Genomic DNA, 25594 nt, shown 5'->3' with positions numbered 1-25594 from the left:
AGATCTATGAGATGACCAACAAGATTCTGGATTCGCTGGATGAGTTTCGTGACGCGGTCAACGAGATGAGCCAGAACCCGGCAGGTAACCTGCGGATTCTGGTTTCCGACAGCACCAGTCTCGATCCACGCGCCAAGTTTCCCGAGATGCTGAGTGAGTTCTTCACCCTCGCCCCCGAGATCACCTTGCAGAGCGAAGTCTCCTCCATGGCGGAGATCGAGCGGATGTTGCTGAACGATGAGATCGATGCGGGACTGGCGCCTTACCACCGCCAGTTACCAGGGCTTGAGTACTACCATCTCTACAGCGATGTGTGCCGTTTGTACTGCGGTAAGACCAACCCGCTGTTCGAGCTGGACGCCGACGAGATCACCGACGAGGTGGTCAACCAGTACACCGCAATTCAGCCTGGTCTGAAGCCGAATAACGAGGCTAACGAGCAGCTCTCCAGCATGAGTTTGCAAGGTACGGCGTACTTCTACGAAACCCGGCTGGCGATGATCCTGTCCGGCAAGTTTATCGCGTTCCTGCCGGAAGCATACGCCCAGCCGTATGTGGAAAAGGGGCAGCTAAAACAGGTGGGAGGAGACGACCGCTGCTACAACCTCGGCACCGCGGCCATCGTGAAAAAACGTGCGCAGCAAAACAAGCAGACCGAGCTGTTCCAGCAGATCATTCAGCGCTTCCACGAAAGTGCCGAGCAATAATGCTCGGCACAAATCACGTTAGATAAACACCGTTTGCGCTTTACGCATACAGTATCTGTTTAGGCAGATTACCGTAATCCATTGTCAGTGAAGTGCTCCTGGAAGATCTCCACCTCCTCCGACACGTTTTCCACATCATCACGAAAACAAGCGATGTGGAAAACAGCATCCCCCTCATAAACCAAGGGTAACTCCAGCCGACCGATAATGATTCCTGCCTGGCTTGCCAGCATCTTGTGCGGCTCCCCCCCGTAGGGATCATCGATGTAGGCCAACAGCTCTCCCTTTTCCACATGGTTGCCGAGGCGGCTGACCGCTCTCACCATGCCACTTTCCGGCGCACGTACCCACACACTTTTTCGGGCGATGAATGGCTCAAACGTACGAGCCTTCCGCCGGGCAGGTAACATATTCAGGGCCCTTAAGACATTCAGCACTCCCATCACACCGGCCTTAATCGACACTTCATCGTATCGCAGCGCTTCGCCCGCTTCATAAAGCAACACCGGAATATTGAAGTCTTTGCAGGTGCAGCGTAACGAACCGTCACGTAAGGAGGAGTTGAGCAACACCGGGACCCCAAAACTGCGCGCAAGGCGTAACGTTTCCGGATCGCTCAGATCTGCCCTGATTTGCGGTAAATTGCCACGATGGATTGCTCCGGTATGTAGATCGATGCCATGGGTACACTTGCTGACGATCTCCTCAATTAGCAGATGTGCCAACCGTGCCGCCAACGACCCCTTTTGTGACCCGGGAAAGGAGCGATTCAAATCCCGGCGGTCCGGTAGATACCTGCTGTGTTGAATCAGGCCGTAGGAGTTCACCACCGGGATCGCCAACAAAGTTCCAGCCAGCCGGTTCAGTTCTTTGCGCGCCAACGTCCGCCGGATGATTTCAACACCGTTCAGTTCATCGCCATGGATAGCAGCTGTCAGAAAGATAACCGGCCCGTCCCTGCGGCCGTGGATGACATGCACCGGCATATCCATCTCGGTGTGGGTGTTCAGCCTTGGCATCTCCAACTCAATGACGGCACGACTTCCCGCCGCGACAACCTGTCCAGCGATCTCAAATCCCTGTCGAGCCATTGGCACTTACCCTCTTCCGCGCGTACGGGTCATCGAACTCTGCGTTTTTTCACGCAGCTGCTTCTCAATAAACATGATCTGCATTTCAGCGATATCTTTGCCTGTCGCCGTTTCTATACCTTCCAGCCCTGGCGACGAGTTAACCTCCATCACGACCGGACCATGGTGAGAACGCAGCAGATCAACCCCAGCCACATTAAGTCCCATTGTTTTGGCCGCCCTGACCGCAGTGGAGCGCTCTTCCGGTGTAATCCGAATCAACGTTGCGGTACCGCCACGATGCAGGTTGGAGCGGAACTCCCCCTCTTTCCCTTGGCGTTTCATTGCAGCAACGACTTTGTCGCCAATGACAAAGCAGCGGATATCTGCGCCACCGGCTTCCTTGATGTACTCCTGCACCAGAATGTTGACCTTAACGCCCAAAAACGCCTCGATAACACTTTCAGCCGCCTTTTCCGTCTCCGCTAAAACCACCCCGATCCCCTGAGTTCCTTCCAGCAGTTTAATGACCAGCGGAGCACCACCCACCATTTTGATCAAATCGGGAATATCATCAGGCTTATGTGCAAATCCAGTCACGGGCAAACCAATACCTTTGCGGGATAACAGCTGCATAGAGCGCAACTTGTCACGCGAGCGCGAGATCGCGACAGATTCGTTAAGAGGAAAGGTACCCATCATCTCAAACTGACGTAACACGGCCGTACCGTAAAAGGTAACAGACGCGCCGATGCGCGGAATAACGGCATCGAACTTACCCAGGCTCTCACCCCGGTAGTGCACGGAAGGCGAGTGAGAGGTGATGTTCATGTAACAGCGCAGCACGTCCAACACCCGAACCTCATGACCACGCTCTTCAGCGACCTCAACCAGGCGACGAGTTGAATACAGTTTTGGATTACGCGATAGGATTGCAATTCTCATGTGCGGAACACTCCATTTCATCAAAGCTTCCGTGGACACGACTGAATGGGACTACGACTGCTGCTATTCAGACACCATCTTCTACAAAAGCTTTTTCCGAGGTCTCATTGAGACGATTGATAACACCTGAAGTGTAAGTGAGGTTTCTGCAAACTGCTTAATTTGGAAGCACTTATAAATCAAATTTGATTCGCACTTCCCGACATCACAATCTACATTCAAAACATACTCATTTTGATAGCACGATGCGCTCTTCCACCGACAAAGGGGTAGTGAACCCTATGCAAGAACCTACGGTTGAAAAACACACCATTGGATGGCGGGAGTGGCTGACTCTACCCTCGCTGGGCATCGAAAGGATAAAGGCCAAAATTGATACCGGCGCCAGAACGTCGGCACTGCACGCCTTTCATATAGAGACGTTCCAACAATCGGGCGAGGAATGGGTGCGTTTTAAGATGCACCCGTTACAGAACAATTCTGACTATGTTGTGGTCTGTGAGGCCCCTGTCATCGACGTAAGAAGTGTGACCGACTCGGGCGGCCATAAAGAGAACCGCTTTGTGATCTCTGCTGATATGGAGCTGGGTTCCCAGCGTTTTCCCATTGAGATTACGCTCACCAGTCGCGAAACAATGCGCTTCCGTATGCTACTCGGCAGAACGGCGATGTGTGGGCGCTACACCGTGGATCCGGAAAAATCCTATCTGCAATCTGATCGCACGTCTTAGGGCTCAAGCCATTAACACTCGTAGACCTCAAACCCTTTCTGTATCTGTGCCGTTCAGGCTGCGGCGTACGTTAACGTTTCCGCATACGCCCGTCTTCCAAGCTCATTGACACAACCAAGGGACTTCGCCCTCAAGTTTATAAAACGCAGTCCCAGATAACATATTTATATATTCAGATCGACGTACTGAGATACTGCCCCTCTGCACGCCCCTCCAAATGCAGCATACTTAACAGCGCCTTGGTGTACTGACGGGTAGCACGACGCAAAAGCGACAGGTGCAAAGTGGTCCTTTCCATCTTGCGCATCTCTATACTGCGTTCCTGAGCCGACAGTCCCAGTAAAAACTGAGTATGGTTGTACTGTTTCTCAAACTCATGCAGTAGTTCGATCAGCTCTTTGGCATCCAACTCTTCCAGTTTACAGCCATGCTGAGCAACCTTGTTAATCATATCCCGCAGCTTGATTACGGCAGTCGCCACCTGATCCGGTAACCCGCTGATCGACAGCTCTTCTTTGTGCAGCTCGCGCAGACACTCCACCACCGCTACGCTGCGGCTATTGACGCGCAGGGAGTGTTGCATCGTTTCCGCGATGCCGGTGGTCATCTCACGGCGTGAACAATCGGCGATAAAGTCATTGATGGCACTGATCAGTTTGGACACCACGAAACGGCTCTCGGGTGTGCGTTCCCCCGGCATAGCTTTTGTGGTGTCCTGAAGTAATTCCCCCAACTTCCGCATCAGACGTTGCTGCTCAAGGCTGAGCGCTTTCACCGCGTTGTCCGGAGACTCTGCAGTCACCTTATCCAGAAAACGCGGACGTGAGAGCTGTTCTTCCTGCGACTGGAAGAGCCCCTTCAGATAACGAGTCATACCGTCGGTTAACGGCACCATGGCCAATACACCAACCACGTTGAAGATGGTGTGAAACATCGCCAGGGTCACCGCAGGTGCCTGTTCGATCCCCTGAGAATTACCTAACCAACCGATCAAACTCAGCATTGCCCCCATCAACACAAAGGCAATCAGCGCCGCCACGATATTAAAGAACAAGTGAGCGAAAGCCAGGCGACGGGCATTGGCACTGGCTTTTAAAACGGCCAACAAAGCAGTTACGGTTGTGCCGATATTGGCACCGATTACGGCAGCAGCTCCCACCTCGATCGTGAGCATTCCGGTCGAAACAGCGGTCAGCACGACCGCCAGCGAAGCGCTGGATGACTGCATCACGGCGGTAAATAAAGCACCAACAATCACCATTAACGCAAGATTTAACAAAGAAGCGGAGTGAATCCAACTGAAGTCCACCAGCTGCTCCACACCGGAGAAAGACTGTTGCATCAGCTGCAAGCCAAAGAACAACAAACCCAGACCGGTAAAGACACCACCCAGGGATTTAAACCGGATATTCTTGCTGAAGGTGTAGAACAGCACCCCCAAACCGATGGCTGGCAGTGCAACCACATCCACTTTTATCTTGAAGCCGATCAGCGCCACAATCCAGGCGGTCATGGTGGTGCCGACATTGCTGCCATAAAGCACCCAGATCGAACGGGAAAGCTGCATCAAACCGGCATTTACAAAGCCAATTGCCATGACCGTAACGGCCGTGGATGACTGCACAAGCGCCGTTATACTGAAACCCGATAAAAGCGCCAGGATACGGCTACGTGTTCCCCGCGCCAGTACCTGCTTCAAGGCAAAGCCACCCGCCAATTTTAGACTGTCAGTCATCAGGCCCATTCCAAGCAGAAACAGGCCAATTCCCCCCACAAGGCTTGAAAAAAGTGTCCAGGTATCACTCATGTTTCTTCATCCTATCAGATACAACAGCCTCCCCTTACCTGAGGAAAGTGTATATACATAATATAGCGAATCTATCGAAATCAGTGAGTTAGCTTTGAGATTGTCAGTATAAAAAGGCGGAGGCTGGTGCTCTGTATCAGCAGTAAGAACATAAAGCGGGAGGGTAAACCTCCCGCATAGGCAGGCATTTAAGACTCAGTCCTGTTTCGCGACCTCGTCGCTGGAACGACTGCTGGTTTTGGCGTCCTCCCGATCACTTTCACCGAGCACCTCGGCCAGGGTTCCGCGGGTCAGACGCCCCGTCAGCTGGCCATCCTCGTCCACCACCGGCAGCGGATAGTCCGCATCCAGGGTGTTCGGTATCACCGTTTCCAGCACCGCTTCCTGTTCGAGCGGCTCTACCTCCTCGTAGAACTCTTCGGTCAGGTCCGCGTCCTTGTTCTCGCTGTACGCCTCTTCCAGCGTTTCAGCAGTCACAACCCCCTGATAGCCCTCTTCGTTAACGATGTAACCGTAGCTCTTATCAAAGCCTTTCATCTGCTGCAGGGCACCTTCAATGGTGTCTGCCGTGATGCGGTAGGCCGGATCTTTCATCACGGTTTCAACTGTCAATGCACGGGCACGGTTCACGTCCCGGACAAAGGCTTCCACGTAATCGGTAGCCGGATGCAGCAGAATCTCTTCCGGTTCGCCCTGCTGGACGATTTCACCGTCTTTGAGGATGGCAATACGATCGCCAAGGCGAAGTGCCTCATCCAGATCGTGGGTAATAAAGATGATGGTCTTGTGCAGTGTTTCCTGCAGCTCGATCAGTTGATCCTGCATCTCCGAGCGGATCAACGGATCCAGTGCGGAGAACGCCTCGTCCATCAGCAGGATTTCAGCGTCGGTACACAGGGCGCGGGCCAGACCCACACGCTGCTGCTGACCGCCGGACAGCTGTGCCGGGTACTGATCTTCGTAACCTGCCAGCCCCACCGTTTCCAGCCACTTCTTGGCTTTCTCTTTGCTTTCCGCTTTGCTGACACCCTGAATGCTCAGGCCATAAGCCACGTTGTCCACCACCGTTTTGTGCGGCAACAGGCCAAAGCGCTGGAACACCATCGACATCTTGTGGCGACGGAATTGCTCAAGCTCCTTGGTCCCCAACTGCATCACGTCGGTACCTTCCACCCGGATCACACCCTCGGTCGGGTCGATCAGGCGGTTGAAGTGACGGATCAGGGTGGATTTACCGGAGCCGGACAGGCCCATGATTACAAAGATCTCACCCTTGTTGATACTCAGGTTGATGTCCTTGAGGCCGAGGGTGTGACCGGTTTCTGCGAGGATCTCGTCCTTGCTTTTACCGGCGTGCACCAGCGGCATATGTTTCTGGGGTTCCTTACCAAACAGCTTGTAGAGGTTCTCAACCTGGATCAATACATCAGCCATGGTCTAGCCCCTCCATGTGGCGTTGGGTACGTTTGGCATACGCCTGGGAAACACGGTCAAAGATAATCGCCAGTGCCACGATCGCCAGACCGTTCAGCAGACCTAAGGTGAAGTACTGGTTGGTGATCGATTTAAGTACCGGCTGACCCAGTCCCTTCACACCGATCATGGAGGCGATGACCACCATAGACAGCGCCATCATGATGGTCTGGTTGATACCGGCCATGATGGTTGGCATCGCCAGTGGCAGCTGCACCCCCAGCAAACGCTGCAACGGGCTGGCACCGTAAGCGGTGGCCGCTTCCAGCACATCTTTGTCCACCAGACGGATACCCAGGTTGGTGAGGCGAATCACCGGCGGTATGGCGTAGATAATAACGGCGATAACACCCGGTATCTTACCGATACCCAGCAACATCACCACCGGTATGAGGTACACAAACGCGGGCATGGTTTGCATCACATCCAGCGTGGGCGTGACGATGGCCTGGGTTCGGTCCGAACGCGCCATGGCGATGCCAATCGGTACTCCAAGTGCGATCGCCAACAGGGTACACACCAGGATGATACTCATGGTCCGCATGGTGTCGTCCCACATACCGAAGTAACCGATGAGCAGGAATGAAACCACAACACCCACACCCAGCTTCCAGGAGCGGCTGGCCAGGTAAGCCAAACCGGCCACCACGATAATTACCAGCCACCAGGGCGTGGCCAGCAGCAGTTTTTCAAACCAGACTAGAAATGTGAGCAGAGGATCGAAACACGCCTCGATCAGGTCACCATATTCACGTGAGAACTCCCGATACCCGGAATCCAGCGACTTGCGAATATCACGCAATTCGGCGCGTTCCAGCTGCGGAAACTCTGTCAGCCAGTCTTTATCCTCCATACAAACCTCTATCAAGCAAAAACAGAGCCCGCTGACTCAGCGGGCATTTACATCGAATCGGATAACGAAGCAGCAGGCTTACAATGCGTCCTTAACCTTGGCCGCCACATCTGGAGCCAGCCACTTGGTCCAGATCTCTTCATGCTCGGTCAGGAAGTACTCCATCGCCACTTCACCATCTGCCTGGTTGTCTTCCATCCAGGCAAGCAGACCGTTCATCTGCTGGTTGGTGAATGCACGCTTGGTCAGGTAGTCATAGGCAGCTGGAGCCTTTGCCGCAAAACTCTCGGTGGTCACGGTCTGTACCATGGATGGTGGGTACATGGTCACCTTAGGCTCCGCACAATCTTCACTGGTGGTGCAGTTGATGAATTCGTCTTTGTTCACACCGGAACCAAAGTCCACCTTCACCATCTCGTATTTACCCAGTACGGAGGTTGGTGCCCAGTAGTAACCAAACCAAGGTTCCTGACGTTCGTACGCCTTGGCGATAGAACCCGCCAGACCCGCACCGGAGCCCGGATCGATCACCTCAAAGCCATCGTTTTCCAGTTTCAGCGCAGCAAACAGATTATTGGCTGAGATCTGGCAGTTCCAGCCCGCCGGGCAACCGTAAAATGCAGACAGGTCTGGATCTTCAGGGTGTTTGAACAGCTTGGCGTTTTTCTTCACGCCTTCGATGGTAGCCATGCTTGGGTCGGCTTTGACCATGTAAGCCGGCACCCAGAAGCCCTCTTCACCGCCGTCGGACAGGGACTGACCTGCATAACGCAGACGTTTCTCGGCAACCCCTTTATCCAGCGCTTCGCGCAGGGAGTTACTCCACATCTCTGGTGCGACATCCGGCTCGCCTTTTTCGATCATGGAGGCACCGGTTGGCATCGTGTCGCCGGGTACCAGCTCGGCTTCACAGCCGTAACCGTGTTCCAGAATAAAACGATCGACATTGGCGATCAGGGTCGCCGAACTCCAGTTCATATCGGCGATCGTGACCTTGCCACACTCATCACCGGCATGTGCCAGGGAGCTAGCAAGCACGAGCGGCGTAACAGCAAACAGAGCGTTTTTTATAGCTTTCATTTCTTTGTTGCCTCCAATCCGTTATCCAACAGCAGGTGTCAGTTGCAAAAATTATCTTACAGCCCTAATGTTTAGATCTCAAACTTTCACATCTAATATTTAGAGCTGTAACTTTTATGCGACGCTAATTCCCAGTAATATCGCGCGCCTTAAACCCAGTTACGACGTTGTAGACGAGCAGCAGATGGAAAATTCACCTTACTGGCAGGAGATCCTGATCTCACTGCGCCGGATAATCAGGGCAACGGATCTGCAATCTAAACGCGTGGTAAAGGCCTGTGGCCTGACCATCCCGCAAGTGATGCTATTGCGTTCGATTGACGAGCTCGGTGATGTCACGGTAAAGCAGCTTTCGCGGCACATCTCGCTGAGCCAGGCGACGGTGACCACCATCCTGAACCGCCTCGAAGACCGTCAGTTGGTTGAGCGTGTGCGCAGTACCAGCGACCGCCGTATCGTAAATGCCCGCCTGACAGAGAAGGGACAGGCCGTGCTGGTGAACACACCTCCACTCCTGCATGAGGCGTTTATTGAACGTCTGGAAAGCCTCGAGAAGTGGGAACAAACACAGATTCTCTCTTCGCTGCAGCATGTAGCCTCCATGATGGACGCAGAAGAACTCGATGCGGCCCCCTTGCTGGATATCGCCGCGCCGTCCACCGAAGGACGTTCCCAGTCGTAATCGATCGAACCGATGGGGTTTCTTGCAGTCAAACGGCGAACATGAATCCCCGTCCGAGATTACGTCATGACTACCCATCGCCTGCTTCCTCTGCTTGCCGCTTGTGTTTTTTCCGCTGCTGCGCAGGCAGCCACCCCAGACTCTTGTGACGCTGAGCGGGTTCAACTGCAGGTATTAGGCAGTGGTGGCCCGGAATTGAATGATCAACGCGCCTCAACCAGCTACCTGATCTGGCTGGACGGCAAAGCCCGTGTGATGGTGGATGTGGGCGGCGGCAGTAGCCTGAATTTCGAGAAGTCCGGCGCCCGCTTTGCCGATCTGGATGCAGTGCTGTTCACCCACCTGCATGTGGATCACAGCGCCGACTGGCCGGTGTTTGTGAAAGGTGGGTTCTTCACAGGTCGCGATCGCGATCTGCCGGTTTACGGTCCGTACGGCAATCACCTGCTCCCAGCGGTGGATAAGTTCCAGGAAGCGCTGCTTGGGTTGGGCTGGTCCTACCTCAGCAACTACTTGGTTAATGACGAGCGCGCGGCCTACAAACTGCCTGCCACCGTGGTGAATGCGGAAGATACTGTCTGGTTCCAGTCCCTTGAGCGCGTCACCCTAAAAGGCCTCAACGTTAACCACGGCCCTCTTCCAGCGGTAGCCTGGCGGGTTGAAGCGGCGGGCTGCTCCATCGTATTCAGCGGTGATACCAGCGCCACCAGCGACAACCTGACGCGACTTGCCACCAGTGCCGACCTGCTGGTTGCTCACAACGCCATCCCGGAAGCGGCCACCGGCGTTGCCCGTCGCCTGCATATGCCACCCTCCCGTATCGGTGAGATTGCCGCACAAGCTGGAGTAAAAAAGCTCGTGCTGTCCCACCGCATGCTACGCACACTGGAGCGCGAGTCCGATACCCTGCGTGAGATCCGTAAAAATTACCAAGGACCGGTGGATTTCGCAGACGATCTCTCCAAATACGCGCTATAACCGTGCATTTTGTGGTGTTTATGCAACTTTTGGTTGATGTGCGACGCAGGATTCACTAGTCTGGAGAGCTTAACTTTGCATTTAGCCCTACCACCCCGTGGGGCGTGATTGTCTGAGGTAATACTAGAATGCCGATTAAAATTCCTGACCTGCTGCCTGCCGTTGATGTTCTGAGTGGTGAGAACATCTTCGTCATGACCGAGACCCGGGCGGCTCATCAGGATGTGCGCCCGCTGAAGCTGCTGCTGCTCAACCTGATGCCGAAAAAGATTGAGACGGAGAACCAGCTGATTCGAATGCTCTCGAACACCCCGTTGCAGGTGGATATCGAGTTGCTGCGCATCGACAATCGCGAAAGCAAGAACACACCACGCCAGCACCTTGATAGCTTTTACCGCGACTTCGACGATGTACGGAATAAAAACTACGACGGCCTGATCGTTACCGGCGCACCGTTGGGTTTGGTGCAGTTTGAAGATATTCACTATTGGGACAGAGTTCAGGAGATCATTCGCTGGTCGCAGGATCACGTAACCTCAACCCTGTTCCTGTGCTGGGCAGCCCAAGCAGCTCTGAAAGTGCTATACGATCTGCCAAAACAGACCCGCGAACAGAAACTCTCCGGGGTCTACGAGCATCAGCTGCTGCACCCACACGAGCCGCTGACCCGTGGTTTTGATGACCAGTTCCTGGTGCCGCACTCCCGTAACGCGGATTTCCCGGTGAACTTCATCTGCAACCACACGGATCTGAATATGCTGGCCACCTCTGAAGAGGCGGGTGCCTACCTGTTTGCCAGCTCCTGCCGTCGTCAGGTGTTTGTGACCGGTCATCCGGAATACGATGCAGAGACCCTGGCACAGGAATACTGGCGTGATCAGGATGCGGGGATCGATCCGATTATCCCGGTGAACTACTTCCCGGGTGACAACCCGGAACAGCATCCGAAGAACTCATGGCGCAGCCATGCCCACCTGCTGTTCTCCAACTGGCTGAACTACTACGTTTACCAGATCACACCGTACGAGTTGAACAAGGAGTCGTAAGACTCCTTTTCTTTTTCGATCTAACGCAGGAAACGTATCAGAAACCGCTTTCGCGGATCACCGTGCCCTGTATCCGCCGCCACAAACCACTCAGCAGGCTATAGGGCTCACTCGCCAGATGCGCGCTTGCAAGCTGCTCGCGCAGGCGGATCGCCGTTGCATCACAACCGGATGCTGTGATCCGGTAAGTGCCCTGATCCGGCACCAGACGACCGCCTTCCACTCGATTGACCGCCACCGGTCCGCCATAGACAGATGCCAGATGCCCTGTGGACAACTCCGACAACGCCAGGTGCTCCACCTCCAGTTGCTCACACCTGAACGGATCCAGCTCCGGTTGTGCCGGGTAAAGAGCAACACCCCGTTGCGGGTTGATCCGCCCCAGATCGGTTTCCGCCACCAGCACTTCGACCTGCAGTGCATCGGGCTGCGCCAGCGACAGCAACGGTTCTTCTGTAGCCACCCATTGGCCTCGCTGCAACGCTTCGTTCAAGCTGGTCACGGTACCGGCAAAGGGCGCGGTCACCACCAGCTTTTGTTGCTGCGCTTCAATACGGCGCAACTCGGAATAGGCCTGCGCTAAGCGTTCACGGATCAGGTCTCCCTGCTCCAGCAGACGCTCTGAGTCGGTTTGATGGTCCAGTTGCCATTGCAGCAGGCTGATCTCCTTCAAACCCTGCTCCCGTTCATAGTCGATATCCGGTGACTTCAAACGCAGCAGTACCTGCCCTGCCTCCACCTGCATCCCTTTTTCAATCTTCAGGTCCGTCAGTATGCCTGGTGTTGTGGCGTAAAAGGTCTGTGCTTGCTGTGGTTTAATCAGCGCCGGTGCACGCACCGTGTGCGACCAGGGCCAGAGCATCGCAACCAGCAAAGCAGCAATAATCACCAACGGTATGAGGGTTCGTTTTTGCGAGCGGATATCATGCCTCCTTTGCCACCACACAATCAGCTCATTCATGATTGGACGACCGATAAACCAGACCAGCTCCAACACCATCAGGAAGATGCCGAGCAACTTAAAAAACAGGTGGTACACCATCAGCGCGATGCCCAGGAACAGCACAAAGCGATAGAGCCAGGTGCCAATGGCGAAGCAGATCATAAAGCGCTGCGTACGGGCGGTCAGTGCCTCCGGTGGACGATCCCCCAATCCAAACAATTTGCGACGCACCCACCAGCGCGCCACAGCAAACGCGCGGCTGTGCAGATTGGGCTGACGCAACCAATCCGACAGCAGGAAATAGCCATCAAAGCGCATAAAGGGGTTCAGGTTGATCCCCAGCGTGATTACCCAAGCCGTCGAAGCCAGGAAGAACAACGCACTACTGAGCGGCCCTTCCGGCGTCAGGCTCCAAGCCATGGTCGCCACCGTTGCCAATGCCAGTTCGGCCGCCATGCCGCTGGCGGCAATGACCAGACGTGCACGGCGTGATTGCAGCTTCCATGCTTCGTTGGTGTCGGTATACAGCACCGGCCAGAGCACCAGAAACGCCACGCCCATGGTGGGGACGCGGCAGCCATAGCGGTGCGCAGAGAGCGCATGTCCCAGTTCGTGACTGCACTTGCTGACCACCAGCGCCAAGCCAAACCAGATCCAGTCCTGCCACTGGCCATACGCGCCAAAAGTGCCGATAAACTGATCCCATTGGCGCATCACCAGAAACAACCCCAACAGGGTCATCGCCGCGATCAGGTACCAGAAGCGATACTGATAACAGCGTGCAAACAGCGGTGAGAGTCGCGCCAGCATCCGATCCGGGCGGATCAGGGGCACGCGAAAAAAAAGGTAGTTATGCAGCAGCTGATTGAACTTGGAACGCCTCCCTTGCTGCCACAGCTCATAGAGCGGCTGCCCCTCTGCTGACTGCAGTAACTGGGACTTGGCCAGATACTCCTGCAGTGCTTCCACATCCGACAGATCCAGACTAAGTACGGTACTGTTGTTAATCTCGTCAACGATCTGCTGCGGTGGCAGCGACCAGCGACGCAGTATCTCAAAGCTGCTCCAGTCCAGCTCATAGAAGCGATGCACGATCGGATCCTCGATCACCCAACGCGACGCACCGTCCGGACCTGGTGCGGCTGGATGAACGCTCAGCTCTTCGCGCAGAGGCTGCAACTCCAGCGGCTGCGCCAGTACTGCGTCCATATCAGAATCCGATCCACTGGCGCAGGGCGGCCAGCGGACGGCGCAGCAGGTAATAGATCATCGGTGCGCGATCACCGTAGAGGCGGGCCGTACCGCGCAATCCGATACGCGGCAGGGTCTCCCCCTCACTGAACCGTGCACGACCACTGTAGGCCAACTGCCCTTCATCGCTTTCGCTGGCGTTGTAGGCCAGCCAGTCGAGACGGGCATCCAGCGGTTCATCCGGGCTGATATTCATAAAAAAGCGTACATCACTGCCCGTTTGCAGCGGAATCGCATCCCGTACCGGCAAATCGACTCGCAGTTCAGCCTGGACGGGATCGGCCAGGGTCATGATCTGTTGCCCCAGTGCCACCGGGCGACCGATCCAGCTGTTGGCGTCGGCCAGCACCACAATACCACTGTGGGCCGCCCGGACTTCGGTGCGGGCCAGCAGGGATTGCAGGTATTTCACCTCGGAGACACTTTTCTCCACCATGCCACGGCGAATCGCCAGCTCCAGCTTGCCACGTTCATCAAATACCGCCTGCTGTGCCACCTGACGAAACTCGGTATTAGCGATCTGCAGCGCCTGCTGAGCAATCTGCAAACGGTTTTGCAGGTCGGTACCGTCGAGGGAGATCAGCAGGTCACCTGCATTAACACTCTGGTTGGGACGCACATGCAGGGTTTCCACCACCCCTTCATAGGGCGCACGGACCGGTAACGGGTCTTTCGCCACCACTTCTGCCGGGGCCAACACGGTGATCCGCACCGGGAGAATACTCAACACCACAGCGACCACCAGCAGCACCGGCAACAAGCGTTTACGCATCAGCGAGACTTGTTTGCGCGGCAGTCGGCGCTGGCCGCGCAGGGCAAAGCGGTAGATGTCGGCTAGTTCTGCCAACAAACCGGTTTCGTGTGGCTGCCACTGGGCATCTCGGGCCAGCACCAACAGACCTTTTTTGCCATCCCCTTTCGCCAGCATCACCGGAACAGCCACCGCCTCGGCAGGCATAAATTCGTCCCACTGCTCCCGCAAGTCCGCGGGTAAGGCGGATTTATCCACAACCTGGATTGCGTCGGTATCGAGCTGGGCACAAAGTTTGTTGGCCCAACGGATGTAGGGGGAGTTTTTCTCTACATCCACCAGGCCTGAGGCATTTCGCACCCCTTTGCCCGGCAGCCACCACAGCGCCTGGCGGTAATTCACCAGCTGCAGGGTATCGTTCACCATCAGGAAGCCGATCTGAGCGGCAGACTGTGCTTCACGCAGTTTTTTTTGCAACTGGTGCAGACGCGACAGGCCGGTCACTTGCCGCTGCAACGCAATAAGATCGTCACTCATACGGGAAACGGGCCCAACCACTCATACCGGGCAGCAGCTCCTTGCCTGCATTCTGGATACGACCGGCTATCTCCACCGACTGGCTGATCGGGTCAACCACAGCACCGGTGCGGATCACCTCAGCACCGTACACCTTGCCGGTCTCTTCCACTGCCACCTTGAACGGATCACCTTTTTTCATCCGTGCCAGCCAGCGGGACGGGACAATCAAGCGGATCTCCAGCGAGTTATCCGCAAACAGCTCCAGCAATGGTGTGCCGGTCCGCACATACTCATGCTCAGCCGCTTCGCGGGCTGCGATACGACCGGAGAACGGCGCTTTAATCTGGCAGCGGGACACCCGCACATTCATTACGGAGACTTCCGCCCGATTCTCGGCCAGACGCGCCTCCGCTTTACTCAGCTCCATGGTGCTGCCTGCGTCCAGCTCCAGCAGGCGTTTCTGCACGGCCAATTCGGTCGCTGCTGACTTTTCCATCGCCTGCGCTTTACGCAGCAGGGCTTTTTGCTCGGTACAGTCAAAGCGCACCAAAGTTGAGCCTTTCTTAAAACGCTCACCCGGCAGGCCGTCCAGCAGCGTAATCCGCCCCGGCATCTCGGAAGAGACGGTAATCCGCTGCTGCGAGGTGATCTGGGCACGGATACCCTGTTTACTCATCCCGGCTGTAGGGGACTCCGCAGTTTTGGCCAGCAACTGCTCACTGTCGGTAACGGGGCTGGCCTGGGCCAATCCCGCCACAGCCAGACACAGCAGAGCGGCCAGCTTAAGGGACAACCTACTCATCAGCGATCCCGTGCCACTTCAGCAACGATCTTCCACCCGTTCTGCTCGCGCTCCAGACGCAGAGTCTTGCGAACACGGTCGGTGAACAGGTTGGACTTGTACAACTGGTCGAACGATACGGTCGCGCTCTGCTCGTCCTGGGAGACAATCACGCGATCACCCAGCTCAAGCTCGATGTAACGCGGCGCCATCAAACGCTGGGTTCGCTCTTTCACCCAACGGTTATGCTCACGCACGGTGCCTGGGAAATTGGCGCTGTATTGATCCAGGTAGGTGTCGACATCCTTGCTGCGCCATGCCTGCGCCCAGCGGTCGATCACAGCCTGTGGACTCGCAACCTGAGCAGCATTATCCACAGGGGTAACCTCTTCGACGGCTGCGGCCTTTGCTACTGGCTCTACCGCTTCGGTTTCTGCCACCACTTTTTCAGGAATAGAAAATCCACCCACCACATCGTTCATGTCGTCCTTACCCAAGGTCGCCTTTACACGACCGTAGGCCTCCTGCAGACCGGCATAGGCGCGGAACATACGCAGTTCTTCGGTCAGGGCACTGGTTGCCGACTTGATCTCTTCCATGCGGGACTGCACGGAACCGGCCTGACGTTCTTTCATGCGTGTGTGGATCTCACCACCGATCTCGGACAGTTCACGGGCGCGTTCGTATTCGCGGGTCAGGCTCTGGTAATCCAGCCAGGCCACATGTACCTGAGACAGGACCGCCATATTGAGCGCCATACGCTGGGATTCCGCCAGTTCTTCACGGGCTTCAGCCAGCGCGATGTCGTCATCACCGCGCAACAGGTTGAACAGGTTCCAGGAGATGCGCACACCGCCCTGGGTCCAGCCGTTGTTCTCCAGGAAACTGTTGCTGTCGTAGTAACGCCCCAGATCCACCTCGACCCCCGGCAGCAATCGGACCATCGCTTTGCGGGTATCCAACGCGGTGATACGGCTCTGGTAGTTGGCTTCGATCAGCTCGGGACGACTGCTCAGTGCAATATCTTCCATCTCTTCCAGGCTGTATCGCAGTTCCGGCTGCAGCAGGGTGAACTGTTCCGGCACGGCCAGGTTGATGCGGGTACCCGGCGGCAGACCCAGCAGGGCCGCCAGTTCCGGACGCGCCTTGCTCAGATCATCACGCAGCCCCTCCAGCTGGCGGATAATCTCCAGCAGGTCCTTACGGTAGCGCAGGGAATCCAACGGATTCATCAGTTGCTCTTCCCCCACCTTTTCAGCCTTGGCCAGCGCATCGCGGGCATCTGCCAGCAGCGGCTCAACCTTGGACTGCAGGTACTGGGCTCCCACGGCGTTCCAGTACATGGAGCGCACCTGCTGCACCAGGTTCTGCACGATCTTACGGCGACGCTGCTCGGCGATCAGCACCTGGTCTGCCGTCTGCTGCGCCTGGTAGTAGCTGACACCAAAGTCCAGCACGTTCCATACGGTACCCAGACTGGCACTGGTGATACTGCGGTCCTGAGAGGTGGAGAAGGTGTTGGACGCGTTGCCGTTGGAGTCTACGCTGCGGGACAGCGCCTGGTTGCTGCGCGAGGTGTAGCCTGCCGATGCCACCAATTCCGGCAGCATATCGTAGTGGGCCAGGTCCAGCTGACGACTGGCGATCGCCTCCTCCATCATTTTCTGACGCAGTTCGAAGTTGTTCTCCACTGCCATATCGATCGCCTGATCCAGGGTCAGATCCTCAACACGATCCGGCTTGTTGGCAAACATCTTGATGCGGTCATCGCGCATGCGGGTATCGAGTTCCTGCATGCTCATGGGTTGAGGTGCGATGCTACAACCGGCCAGGAGCATGGCCAGACTCAGGGGTGCAAGGGTGAAAATACGCTTATTCATGGTTCGAATTCTTGTTGTCCAAAGTTTATGACGCTGGCGTCTGGTCAAAGTTGAACTGGGCCAGTTGCTGCAGCAATTGCTGTTCAGCCGCTGTGTTTTCCAGCTCTGCATGGTGCGCCAGTTGTTCACTCAAACCGGCTTTGCCTGCAATCTGCTCCTTGTCGTTGGCATGCGGCGCCGCGTCCTCTGCGGCTGCCTGATCGTTGTTGCTGTCGGTTGCGCCTTCTGCGCGCTGTACCGGTTGCTCGTTGACCCGGATCTCAAAGACCGCTGATGCCTGCTGTCCATCAGCAGACTCGGCAATCACACGAATCTGTAGGGTTTCGGTATCGGATTCGCCCGGTACACCGGTGAACAGGGCATCACGGTTGTTAAAGCTGAGCCACGTCGGCAATGGCGAACCGTCCACCTGTACCGCGCGATAGCTCACCTCGCCCACAAACATCTCGCCACCGGAGCGGAAGACAAAGGCTGCGGCCGGCACTTCATAGTCGAATCGGGTATCCACGAGACCCAACTGGTTTTCCAGATTCAGGCCAATGTCCAATACGTAGTCATTCAGTGAAGCGGAACGTGGCAGCGGCTCAATAAACTGCCCGTCTGGCAACAGCACCTGCACAGAACCACGTGCCGACCCGTTGTCCCGCTCAACACCGGCCGCCGTTGGACCGAACGGTGCCGGATCAAACGGTACGGTGGTATCTACAGCTAGAGCAGGTGTTTGTGCTGGTGTCTGCGGTGTATTCCGAGGGGTCAGATCCGGACCGGTATCACCGGTGCCGTCAAAACCGACATTGTTAAACGTTAAGTTCAGCTCTGGTAACTGCGGCAGTTCACCGGACGGTGGCGCGGTATTGTCACCAAACAGATTGTCGACTGGCGGCCCACCTGCTGCTCCGCCTAAACCGGCAGGACGCGGACTCGGTGGATTCAGGTTGTCGCGCAACAGCGGCTGGGCATTGTCCTGTCGTTGTGGTGGTGTGTTGTCACGCGGAGGTTCAACAACCGGAGGGATCGTTGTTTCGGCCTGGGCGATCTCAACTCGAATCGTGAAGAACGCAGACGCTGCCATCGGATCCGTGGCTTTTACCCGATACTCGAACACCCCTGCTTCGGATGGAATGCCGACCACTCTTGGAGGGTGATCAAAGATGCGCAGACCCGGTGGAAGGGTTTGTTGGTCTACAAGCGCGTAAACCCGGTTTTCGTGGGTATGGTTCGCATCTGCGTCATAGATCTTGGCGGTATTAAATTCGTACCGAAGTACATCACCCACACGACCACTGATGGTAAAGGCGGGATCACTCTCTCCGACTACGACAGGAGCGTCGTTTTCACCGATAACGATGACCACAATTTCGGTTACGACGGGTTTTCCGATCATGTCCCTGACATAGGATGGCAGCGTCTCTGGGTGAGGTGCCTCCCCTGAGTGAACACCCTGATCCGCAATCAGAACAGATAGCGTCGTTGCACGAGATAAACCGCCGGCGAGATCTTCAAACTCGCCGTTAGGATCAAAGGTCCAGTTGCCATCTGGGCTGACGGTGAAAAAACCACCGTTGCTACCCCGAATCTGTGGAGCAATCCCCTCACCGACATAGTCACCATACGGAGACAGGTCATCACGTCCCTTATACAGGTCTAACGCACTGCCTGCGGCGAGCACAACCGCGTCATTTCCTGGCAGCGTGCTGTTAGGGTCGCTGTCATTTGCAAACAGATTGCCTGAGATCAAGCTGCCATTCTCGGTGGTTTCCGCGACATCGCGATTGCCTTGAATGGGTGCGTTATCCAATTTGATCAGACTTGTGGTCAGATCTGTTTTTCCGCTACGTGTATCTGTGGCACGAACGAAAATCTGATATTCATAAATACCGTCTTCTGCGTTGATTTTGCTGGCATCTGCAACGGTAACCACACCGGTATCCGGATCAACCGCAAAACGCCCATCCGCATCTTCAACCATTTCAAAGCGCAGCTGCAGACCATCAACATCTGCTCCGTACTGGATACCAACGCCGCTCCCGGTCACCGCCCCCTCAGTAACACGACCACTGGCATTGGGCTGAGCATAGTGATGTGAACTTGGATCGATATCGCTGATGGTAAAATCAGGATCGTATTCACCGTGAACCGTTACACTGATCTGGATAACGCTTGGTTCACCCGGCATCCCCCGTACGTAATCAGGCAGGTCCGGCTTCAGATAAACACTGCCCTCATCTTCACCCAATCCCTGATCCGAGACTACGACGGTCAACACAGTTACACGGGTTTCACCACGCAGCACTGAGTCAAACGCGCCATCGGGGTCAAAGGTCCAACTACCATCGGAATTTATACGGAAGATGCCACCTGTCGAACCGGACATATCCACGCCAACCCCTGCTCCGTAGAGGCTATTCATCTGGTTCTTGAGGCCTTCTTCTCCTCCAAACTGGGTAAGCTTGTTATCCACCGGTGAGCCGGCCGCCAGTACAACGGCATCATCTCCCGGCAGTTCACTGTTTGGATCACTGTCGTTGGCAAAGATGTTGCCGCCCACTGGAGTCGATGCTGAGGCATTGATGCTGGCAGAATCATCCAGCGCGTTGAGCGCCACATTGTCCAGATACACGGTAAATGTGTATTCCGCCTCGCGCGCGGTCACGGCTTCAACCGCTTTGACGGTTACGCGGTAGTAGGAATCACCATCTTCAGCATTGATTTTGCTGCCGTCCGCCACTCGAACGATCCCTGTAGTTTCTTCAATGAAGAACCGACCATCTGCATCATTGGATAGACTGAAGGTAAGTGGCAAGCGTGGCTGATCCGGCGCCGCGGTAATGCCCACAGCAGTCCCATACTCTGCACCTTCCATCACGGCACCACTGCCGTTCGGATTGATACCGCGGTTGTTCAGGGTGTCGATATCACGAATGTGGAACGCCTTATCTGTATCGAGCAGTGTAACGGTAAAGACGGCTTCGCTTGCGTTTCCTGCTTCGTCACTAACCTTCACCCGTATGCTGAATATTCCCGGCTCAGGCAGTGGTTCCCGCACTACATTCAATGTATCGGAATCGATCTCGAAGAGGCTGTTGTGATCACCTCCAACACCCGCAACTAACGAGAAGGTAAATGGACCTTCTCCGGCAATCCCGTCAGCAGATAACGTTCCAACAGCATTGCGGTCTCCCGCTAAGTCAAGTCGGTTCTCACTCAGAGTGATATCAGAAGGGGCTTTTACCGTAACAGTGAGAACACTCTCGTCACTCAAACCATCGGAATCGGGATAACCAAAGCTGTCGAGGATCTGATCGGACACTGTGACAGTCACCGATGTCTGAGCACTTTGCCCTGGCTGGAGCGAAGCAAAATCAATGCCCGGAGCAAATACCCAAACACCGTCTGCCCGGACTGCAAATGCACCGCCGTTGTTTCCAGGAATAGCCTCACCAACCAGATTGGTATTGCCGTTAACCGCGGTCACTTTCAGCTCAACCTGACGCTGTGCATCGCTCAATGCCGGGTCGCTGTCGTTATCTAACACATTGCCGTTGATATACAGCACATCAGGCGTGGTCGTAATGGCATCATCTGCCGCGTCCGGGGCAACGTTTTCAACACGGACTCTGTATACCTGAGAGGCAGTGTCACCCTGCACATCCGTGACACTCACATTCAAGCGGTAAGATACATTAGCTTCGGCGTTGAGTGTTGTGCCTGCGGCAACGGAAATGACACCGGTATCCTGATCGATGATAAACGGCAGATCCGCTCCTGCATTCTCGATGGCATAGGTAAAAGCTTCTGTGTGGTTTACACCCACGGTGATACCAACCTCAGTATCTGTCTCATGGGTCCCTTCAGCGATCACACCGTGCCAATGATCAAAATTATCATTACCACGTGGATCTAAATCCCCCAGTATCAATGGGACGTCTGAGTTACGCACATAGACATCGACCCAGTGTCCGGAGGTTTGCTCTCCGTCGTTGGCCTCGATATATACCGGCAAAACCTGACCCACATTCAATGTTTCCGGATTCAGGAAATGCAGCGCGTTGCCTTGAATTTCAAACAGGTGGTTAGCAGACTGGTCATGGATGGGTAAGCTGAATGTCACGTCATCTGCAGCGCTGTCCGGATCAGTTACGCTCAGTTCACCCACTTTGCCGCTATTACTCAGCACATCGTAAAACGGGTTATCCAACTGAAGGTCTTGCGGTGCATCAGCAACGCCGGTTACCGTCACGCTGAGTGTACTGGTCGAGGTATCACCCAACGCATTACTCAACGTCAGGCTTACCGTTGTCACCCTTTCTTCAGCGATTGTCAGTTCGTCAAACGCGCCAGCCGGATCAAACTGCCAGCTACCGTCGGCATTGATGGTGAATGTACCGCCGTTATCGCCACTGATTGCCTGGCCCAGACCGGATACTTCACCGTTTACAGCGGTCACCGTCAAAGGGCCACCCAGCTGAGTTTTGGCCGGATCGTTATCCACAACGTTACCGCTGATTGGTTGCGCGGCATCTTCGCTGGTTTCAGCACTGTCGTTCACCACCCTCAGCACATCCGGCACAACACCGATCACAAAGCGTGCGGTCACCAACAGGCCATCGCTGGCACTGGCCTGCACAACGACGGTGTGGGTGCGGTTCTGGGTAATATCAAAGGTGGCGTTTTCGGCCACGGTGACTACACCGCTGTCGCTGTCGATCTGGAAAAGTCCCGCCGCATCGTCCGATAAGCTGAAGCTAATGGTGACTTCCGGATCAAGTGCATGGGTCGCTTCCACCTGGATACCCACTTCGGTACCCGCCGCAGCACCTTCCTTGATCAGGCCAACGTGCTGCCCGTTGGCAGCATTACCCGCACTGTCACTGTCACCGGTAATCTTCAGGATCGCGGTATCGGTGACGCGGATCTCAAAGGTCTGGATATGGGTCAGGCCGCTGGTATCACGAGCCTGAATATAGACGGTGGCGGTGCCGGTACCGATGGCCGTATCCACCAGCTCCAGCGTATCACCATTGATACGGAAGAAAGCGTTCTCCCCGGCATCGCCATCCAGCTCAACCAGAGTGAAGCTGTGCAGATCCCCGGTATCCGGATCGTCCGCCTGCAGACGGCCGATTACCAGCTCATCACCGTCCAGGGCAACCGTATTACCACTCAGTGCGATCTGTTCCGGTGCATCTTTCTCACCGTGCACGATAACACTCAAGGTGCTTTCCGCAGTGCTGTTACGGCTATCGGCCACGGTGATCTGTACGGAGGTGGTCAGGCTATCGCCTGCTTGCATCGCGTTGAAGGCGGGATCTGGCGTAAAGCTCCAGGTGCCATCCGCATTGACGGTAAACAGGCCGCCGTTATCACCGGCGATTGCCTGCCCCAGGTTATCTACCGAGCCGTTCACACCCGACACCTGCAGAAGATCGTGTGCTTCAGCAGGATTCTGATCGTTCGCCAGCAGATCGCCAGTGACTGGATCAGGGGTGTTTTCCACGGTGGTTACGCTGTCATCCACCGCTACCGGCGGCAGATCGGTGACCGTCACGCGGTAGACCTGCTCGGACGTGTTATCGAAGGCATCGCGGGCTGACACCGTGATATCAAAGTACGGTGCATCAGCAAAACTGATGGTGATGCTTTGTGCAACCGAGATTACACCGGTCTCCGCATCAATCACAAAACGTCCGCTGGCATCATCGCTCAGGCTGTAGGTGATATCGGATGCATCCTCAGCGGTGGCGGTAATACCCACGGCGGTACCTCCAATTGCACCGTCGGCAACATTACCCTGTGCGCTATCACTGTTACCTGCCGGGTCGCTGTCGATGTAGTCCCCAAACACCGGCGCAGAGTTATCCACAACGTTGATGGTAAAAACCTGCTGAATCAAAGTATTGTTGTCACGGGCGTTGATGGTGAGGCTGTAGGTACCCGGTGCCAGATTCACTCCTTCCTTGACCAATAACCTATTACCCACAATCTCAAATGCGCGGCTGTTGTCTCGGTTGATGCTGTAGCTGTGGGTATCCCCTTGGTCAACATCATCTACAGTGAACACACCCACTGCTCGGTTTGTTGGGCCCAGGCTGAACTCAATCGGATCGGTTGTATCGTTCAGACGAAGGTTGGTTGGTTTCTCGTTGGTACCCTGCACATCGATGGTCAGCGTGCTGGTGCTTTCCAGGCCCAGTGAATCAAGCACGGTGATGTCGATACTGGTTTCCAGCACAGCCCTGTTGGCCACATGAGCCATTTCACCGTTTGGATCATAGATCCAGCTGCCATCCGCATCGATCGTAAACAGGCCACCGGTGCTACCCGCCACTGCCTGACCCACGTTGTCCGCGCTGCCACCCACGGCAACCACAGTCAAAGCATTATTATTGCCGTCCGGATCGCGGTCGTTGCTCAGCACATTACCAGTGCGGGTACGATCCTGGGTGGTGGTGCCGCTATCATCACGCGCCGCACCTTCTGCGGTTTTGACCTGGATGCCGTATGTTTTTTCGCTGGCATTGCCAGCCAGATCGGTGGCTACTACCACGATGTCATGGTTTGCACTCACGTCAGGATCAAAGCGGGAGCCGTCCTTGATCGTGACAACCCCGGTGTCCGTATCGATCTGAAAACGCCCGTCGGCATCGTCACCCAAGGTAAAAGTCACGTTTCCCTGATCCTGGCGATCCATTTCGACGGTGATACCTACGGCAGCACCATTCGCCATCCCCGGTGCAACACGCCCAAAGAAGCCAGAACTGTTGCCGGTCCGGTCACTGTCGCCACGGAATTTAGGTGCCGTGGTATCCACCACGGTGAGGGTCAGCTCTCGCTGAACGGTATAGATCCCCTCATCGTCTCCCTGACTCAACGCGGCCTGCACCCAGACAGTTACATCACCCAAGGGTAATGCAGAGGCATCGTTAACCCGCAGCAAACCACGAGAATCGATGGAAAACGCGTCGTTGTTATGGCTACCATCGCCGTCGCTAAAGCTGAATACGAACGACTGACCTGGCTGGGGATTGGTGATACTCAGGCGAGCTACCAGGGAGTTACGACCTAATGCCTGATCGACTTCGGTGCTATCCGCCGTTATCTGTGGCTCGTTTGTTGATTCGGCCGTCAATACACTTCCGTACACCAGATCCAGCGCTGACGTCTCGACCTCTCCAACCTGCTGCTCCAACACCCAGTCACCACCCAATTGGCTTGCACCGGTGGCATCATCAGATGCAGCCACATCAGCGCCCGTCAGGGACGAAATCTGCTGCAGCAAGCTCTGGCCCTGTTCATTCGCCGCCAAGTCGCAGCCGTATAGCAGGATATCGCCGGTTGGTCTCAGGGCCTGGCCGATTCGCCCTAACTCATCCGCGTATTGGTCGATGTTCTGGGTGGTCAGTTGATCGTCACCAAGTTGAAACAAGTCATTACTGCCGTGACTCAGGATATGGATGGAATCCAGCTCGTTATAGAACTGCAGGGACTCGGCAAGACGCTCCAGGCCGTTTTCACCGGCGGAAACCACCAGCACACTGTAATGTTCCGGGATTTGGGCAATTAGCTGATCGTAGTTAGTAACGCTCTGATCAACCACCACCAAACGGGATGAGTCACGCTCTGCTGGCGGCACCAGCTCCGCCAGTTGATCCAGCAGCGGATCATCCTTCGCCGCTTGAGGCTCTGCTGTCACGTCAGCAGCGCTCACCTGCGCTGCGGTATCTACAGCTGCGGCATCAAACATAATGCGCTGCTCAAGCGCTCGAAACAGGGGCTTACGGGTAAATACGCCAGCTACAGCTGAATCATCCTGCTTTTTCATCATCTTGGTTCCCTTTCAGAGCATCAGACACCGTGTTCTGGTTACTCTAAACCAGAGATTTACACACGGCGCATTTGTATTCCTGCGTAAGTAAAGCGATTTGTTTCAGGTATGAGGAAGGAGAGGACAGACGTTCAATATTCGCTTTCCCTGCGCCTTACAATCCTTTTTAGCCCTATATGAACAAGGTGGGCTTTTAAATTTCGTACCATGTGGGGTTTACAGTTTGCGCGTGTCTTCTACATCAACTACTCTGAAACCACTGTAATCTACAG

General features: G+C 55.4%; 16 protein-coding genes. 5 read left to right on the top strand and 11 right to left on the bottom strand.

Features of this window, described 5'->3' with window-relative positions; translation table 11 throughout:
- The first annotated feature begins 11 nt into the window (after positions 1-11).
- Positions 12-707: a LysR family transcriptional regulator gene (locus ACEQ15_RS00155; protein WP_372530109.1), complete on the top strand. Its 696-nt coding sequence runs from the start codon at positions 12-14 to the stop codon at positions 705-707.
- Positions 708-775: 68 nt separating this feature from the next.
- Here the strand turns inward: ACEQ15_RS00155 and ACEQ15_RS00150 are convergent, their stop codons facing one another.
- Complete coding sequence (locus ACEQ15_RS00150) at positions 776-1798, bottom strand: succinylglutamate desuccinylase/aspartoacylase family protein (protein ID WP_370276908.1); 1023 nt, start codon at positions 1796-1798, stop codon at positions 776-778.
- Between the two features lie 6 nt (positions 1799-1804).
- Entirely contained in the window at positions 1805-2722 is a 918-nt protein-coding gene (gene rimK, locus ACEQ15_RS00145) for a 30S ribosomal protein S6--L-glutamate ligase (protein WP_370276907.1), read from the bottom strand.
- Between the two features lie 281 nt (positions 2723-3003).
- On the opposite strand from rimK, the gene ACEQ15_RS00140 reads away from it, so the two are divergent.
- Positions 3004-3453, top strand: a complete 450-nt coding sequence (locus ACEQ15_RS00140; protein ID WP_370276906.1) for an ATP-dependent zinc protease — start codon at positions 3004-3006, stop codon at positions 3451-3453.
- 172 nt (positions 3454-3625) lie between these two features.
- Here ACEQ15_RS00140 and ACEQ15_RS00135 read toward each other — a convergent pair whose 3' ends face one another.
- The 4 genes from ACEQ15_RS00135 to ACEQ15_RS00120 form a co-directional block, all read right to left on the bottom strand.
- On the bottom strand, positions 3626-5260 hold the full coding sequence (locus tag ACEQ15_RS00135; protein WP_370276905.1) for a Na/Pi cotransporter family protein: 1635 nt from the start codon (positions 5258-5260) through the stop codon (positions 3626-3628).
- Positions 5261-5455: 195 nt separating this feature from the next.
- A complete protein-coding gene (locus tag ACEQ15_RS00130) occupies positions 5456-6694 on the bottom strand; it encodes a glycine betaine/L-proline ABC transporter ATP-binding protein (protein ID WP_370276904.1) in 1239 nt (412 codons plus the stop codon).
- On the bottom strand, positions 6687-7586 hold the full coding sequence (locus ACEQ15_RS00125) for an ABC transporter permease (protein ID WP_370276903.1): 900 nt from the start codon (positions 7584-7586) through the stop codon (positions 6687-6689). Before ACEQ15_RS00125 ends, ACEQ15_RS00130 begins: the two co-directional genes overlap by 8 nt.
- A 78-nt stretch (positions 7587-7664) precedes the next feature.
- Positions 7665-8666: an ABC transporter substrate-binding protein gene (locus ACEQ15_RS00120; protein WP_370276902.1), complete on the bottom strand. Its 1002-nt coding sequence runs from the start codon at positions 8664-8666 to the stop codon at positions 7665-7667.
- Positions 8667-8850: 184 nt separating this feature from the next.
- Between ACEQ15_RS00120 and ACEQ15_RS00115 the strand changes: the two genes are divergently transcribed.
- From ACEQ15_RS00115 to metA, 3 genes are all read left to right on the top strand, one after another.
- Positions 8851-9348, top strand: a complete 498-nt coding sequence (locus tag ACEQ15_RS00115; protein WP_370276901.1) for a MarR family winged helix-turn-helix transcriptional regulator — start codon at positions 8851-8853, stop codon at positions 9346-9348.
- 66 nt (positions 9349-9414) lie between these two features.
- Complete coding sequence (locus tag ACEQ15_RS00110) at positions 9415-10326, top strand: MBL fold metallo-hydrolase (protein WP_370276900.1); 912 nt, start codon at positions 9415-9417, stop codon at positions 10324-10326.
- Between the two features lie 128 nt (positions 10327-10454).
- Positions 10455-11372, top strand: a complete 918-nt coding sequence (gene metA, locus ACEQ15_RS00105; protein ID WP_370276899.1) for a homoserine O-succinyltransferase — start codon at positions 10455-10457, stop codon at positions 11370-11372.
- A gap of 37 nt (positions 11373-11409) precedes the next feature.
- Here metA and ACEQ15_RS00100 read toward each other — a convergent pair whose 3' ends face one another.
- The 5 genes from ACEQ15_RS00100 to ACEQ15_RS00080 are packed head-to-tail and all read right to left on the bottom strand — an operon-like array spanning position 11410 to position 25322.
- Positions 11410-13524, bottom strand: a complete 2115-nt coding sequence (locus ACEQ15_RS00100) for an HlyD family efflux transporter periplasmic adaptor subunit (protein ID WP_370276898.1) — start codon at positions 13522-13524, stop codon at positions 11410-11412.
- 1 nt (position 13525) lies between these two features.
- Positions 13526-14854: an efflux RND transporter periplasmic adaptor subunit gene (locus ACEQ15_RS00095; protein ID WP_370276897.1), complete on the bottom strand. Its 1329-nt coding sequence runs from the start codon at positions 14852-14854 to the stop codon at positions 13526-13528.
- On the bottom strand, positions 14847-15638 hold the full coding sequence (locus tag ACEQ15_RS00090; RefSeq protein ID WP_370276896.1) for an efflux RND transporter periplasmic adaptor subunit: 792 nt from the start codon (positions 15636-15638) through the stop codon (positions 14847-14849). Before ACEQ15_RS00090 ends, ACEQ15_RS00095 begins: the two co-directional genes overlap by 8 nt.
- On the bottom strand, positions 15638-17497 hold the full coding sequence (locus ACEQ15_RS00085; protein ID WP_370276895.1) for a TolC family protein: 1860 nt from the start codon (positions 17495-17497) through the stop codon (positions 15638-15640). The genes ACEQ15_RS00090 and ACEQ15_RS00085 overlap by 1 nt, the downstream gene beginning before the upstream one ends.
- Positions 17498-17522: 25 nt before the next feature.
- Positions 17523-25322: a DUF4347 domain-containing protein gene (locus ACEQ15_RS00080; protein WP_370276894.1), complete on the bottom strand. Its 7800-nt coding sequence runs from the start codon at positions 25320-25322 to the stop codon at positions 17523-17525.
- Between the last annotated feature and the right edge of the window lie 272 nt (positions 25323-25594).

It is taken from the genome of Pontibacterium sp., assembly GCF_964228735.1.
GTDB lineage: Bacteria > Pseudomonadota > Gammaproteobacteria > Pseudomonadales > Balneatricaceae > Pontibacterium.
The sequence above is the reverse complement of the archived record's forward strand: the minus strand, read 5'-3'. Positions and strand labels throughout refer to the sequence as shown.

Coding starts and splice junctions, on each gene's coding strand:
- ACEQ15_RS00100 (WP_370276898.1), bottom strand. CDS start 13,524: ATGGACGCAGTACTGGCGCAGCCGCTGGAGTTGCAGCCTCTGCGCGAA.
- ACEQ15_RS00150 (WP_370276908.1), bottom strand. CDS start 1,798: ATGGCTCGACAGGGATTTGAGATCGCTGGACAGGTTGTCGCGGCGGGA.
- ACEQ15_RS00085 (WP_370276895.1), bottom strand. CDS start 17,497: ATGAATAAGCGTATTTTCACCCTTGCACCCCTGAGTCTGGCCATGCTC.
- ACEQ15_RS00130 (WP_370276904.1), bottom strand. CDS start 6,694: ATGGCTGATGTATTGATCCAGGTTGAGAACCTCTACAAGCTGTTTGGT.
- ACEQ15_RS00115 (WP_370276901.1), top strand. CDS start 8,851: ATGGAAAATTCACCTTACTGGCAGGAGATCCTGATCTCACTGCGCCGG.
- ACEQ15_RS00110 (WP_370276900.1), top strand. CDS start 9,415: ATGACTACCCATCGCCTGCTTCCTCTGCTTGCCGCTTGTGTTTTTTCC.
- ACEQ15_RS00120 (WP_370276902.1), bottom strand. CDS start 8,666: ATGAAAGCTATAAAAAACGCTCTGTTTGCTGTTACGCCGCTCGTGCTT.
- ACEQ15_RS00140 (WP_370276906.1), top strand. CDS start 3,004: ATGCAAGAACCTACGGTTGAAAAACACACCATTGGATGGCGGGAGTGG.
- metA (WP_370276899.1), top strand. CDS start 10,455: ATGCCGATTAAAATTCCTGACCTGCTGCCTGCCGTTGATGTTCTGAGT.
- ACEQ15_RS00155 (WP_372530109.1), top strand. CDS start 12: ATGACCAACAAGATTCTGGATTCGCTGGATGAGTTTCGTGACGCGGTC.
- rimK (WP_370276907.1), bottom strand. CDS start 2,722: ATGAGAATTGCAATCCTATCGCGTAATCCAAAACTGTATTCAACTCGT.
- ACEQ15_RS00090 (WP_370276896.1), bottom strand. CDS start 15,638: ATGAGTAGGTTGTCCCTTAAGCTGGCCGCTCTGCTGTGTCTGGCTGTG.
- ACEQ15_RS00080 (WP_370276894.1), bottom strand. CDS start 25,322: ATGATGAAAAAGCAGGATGATTCAGCTGTAGCTGGCGTATTTACCCGT.
- ACEQ15_RS00135 (WP_370276905.1), bottom strand. CDS start 5,260: ATGAGTGATACCTGGACACTTTTTTCAAGCCTTGTGGGGGGAATTGGC.
- ACEQ15_RS00125 (WP_370276903.1), bottom strand. CDS start 7,586: ATGGAGGATAAAGACTGGCTGACAGAGTTTCCGCAGCTGGAACGCGCC.
- ACEQ15_RS00095 (WP_370276897.1), bottom strand. CDS start 14,854: ATGAGTGACGATCTTATTGCGTTGCAGCGGCAAGTGACCGGCCTGTCG.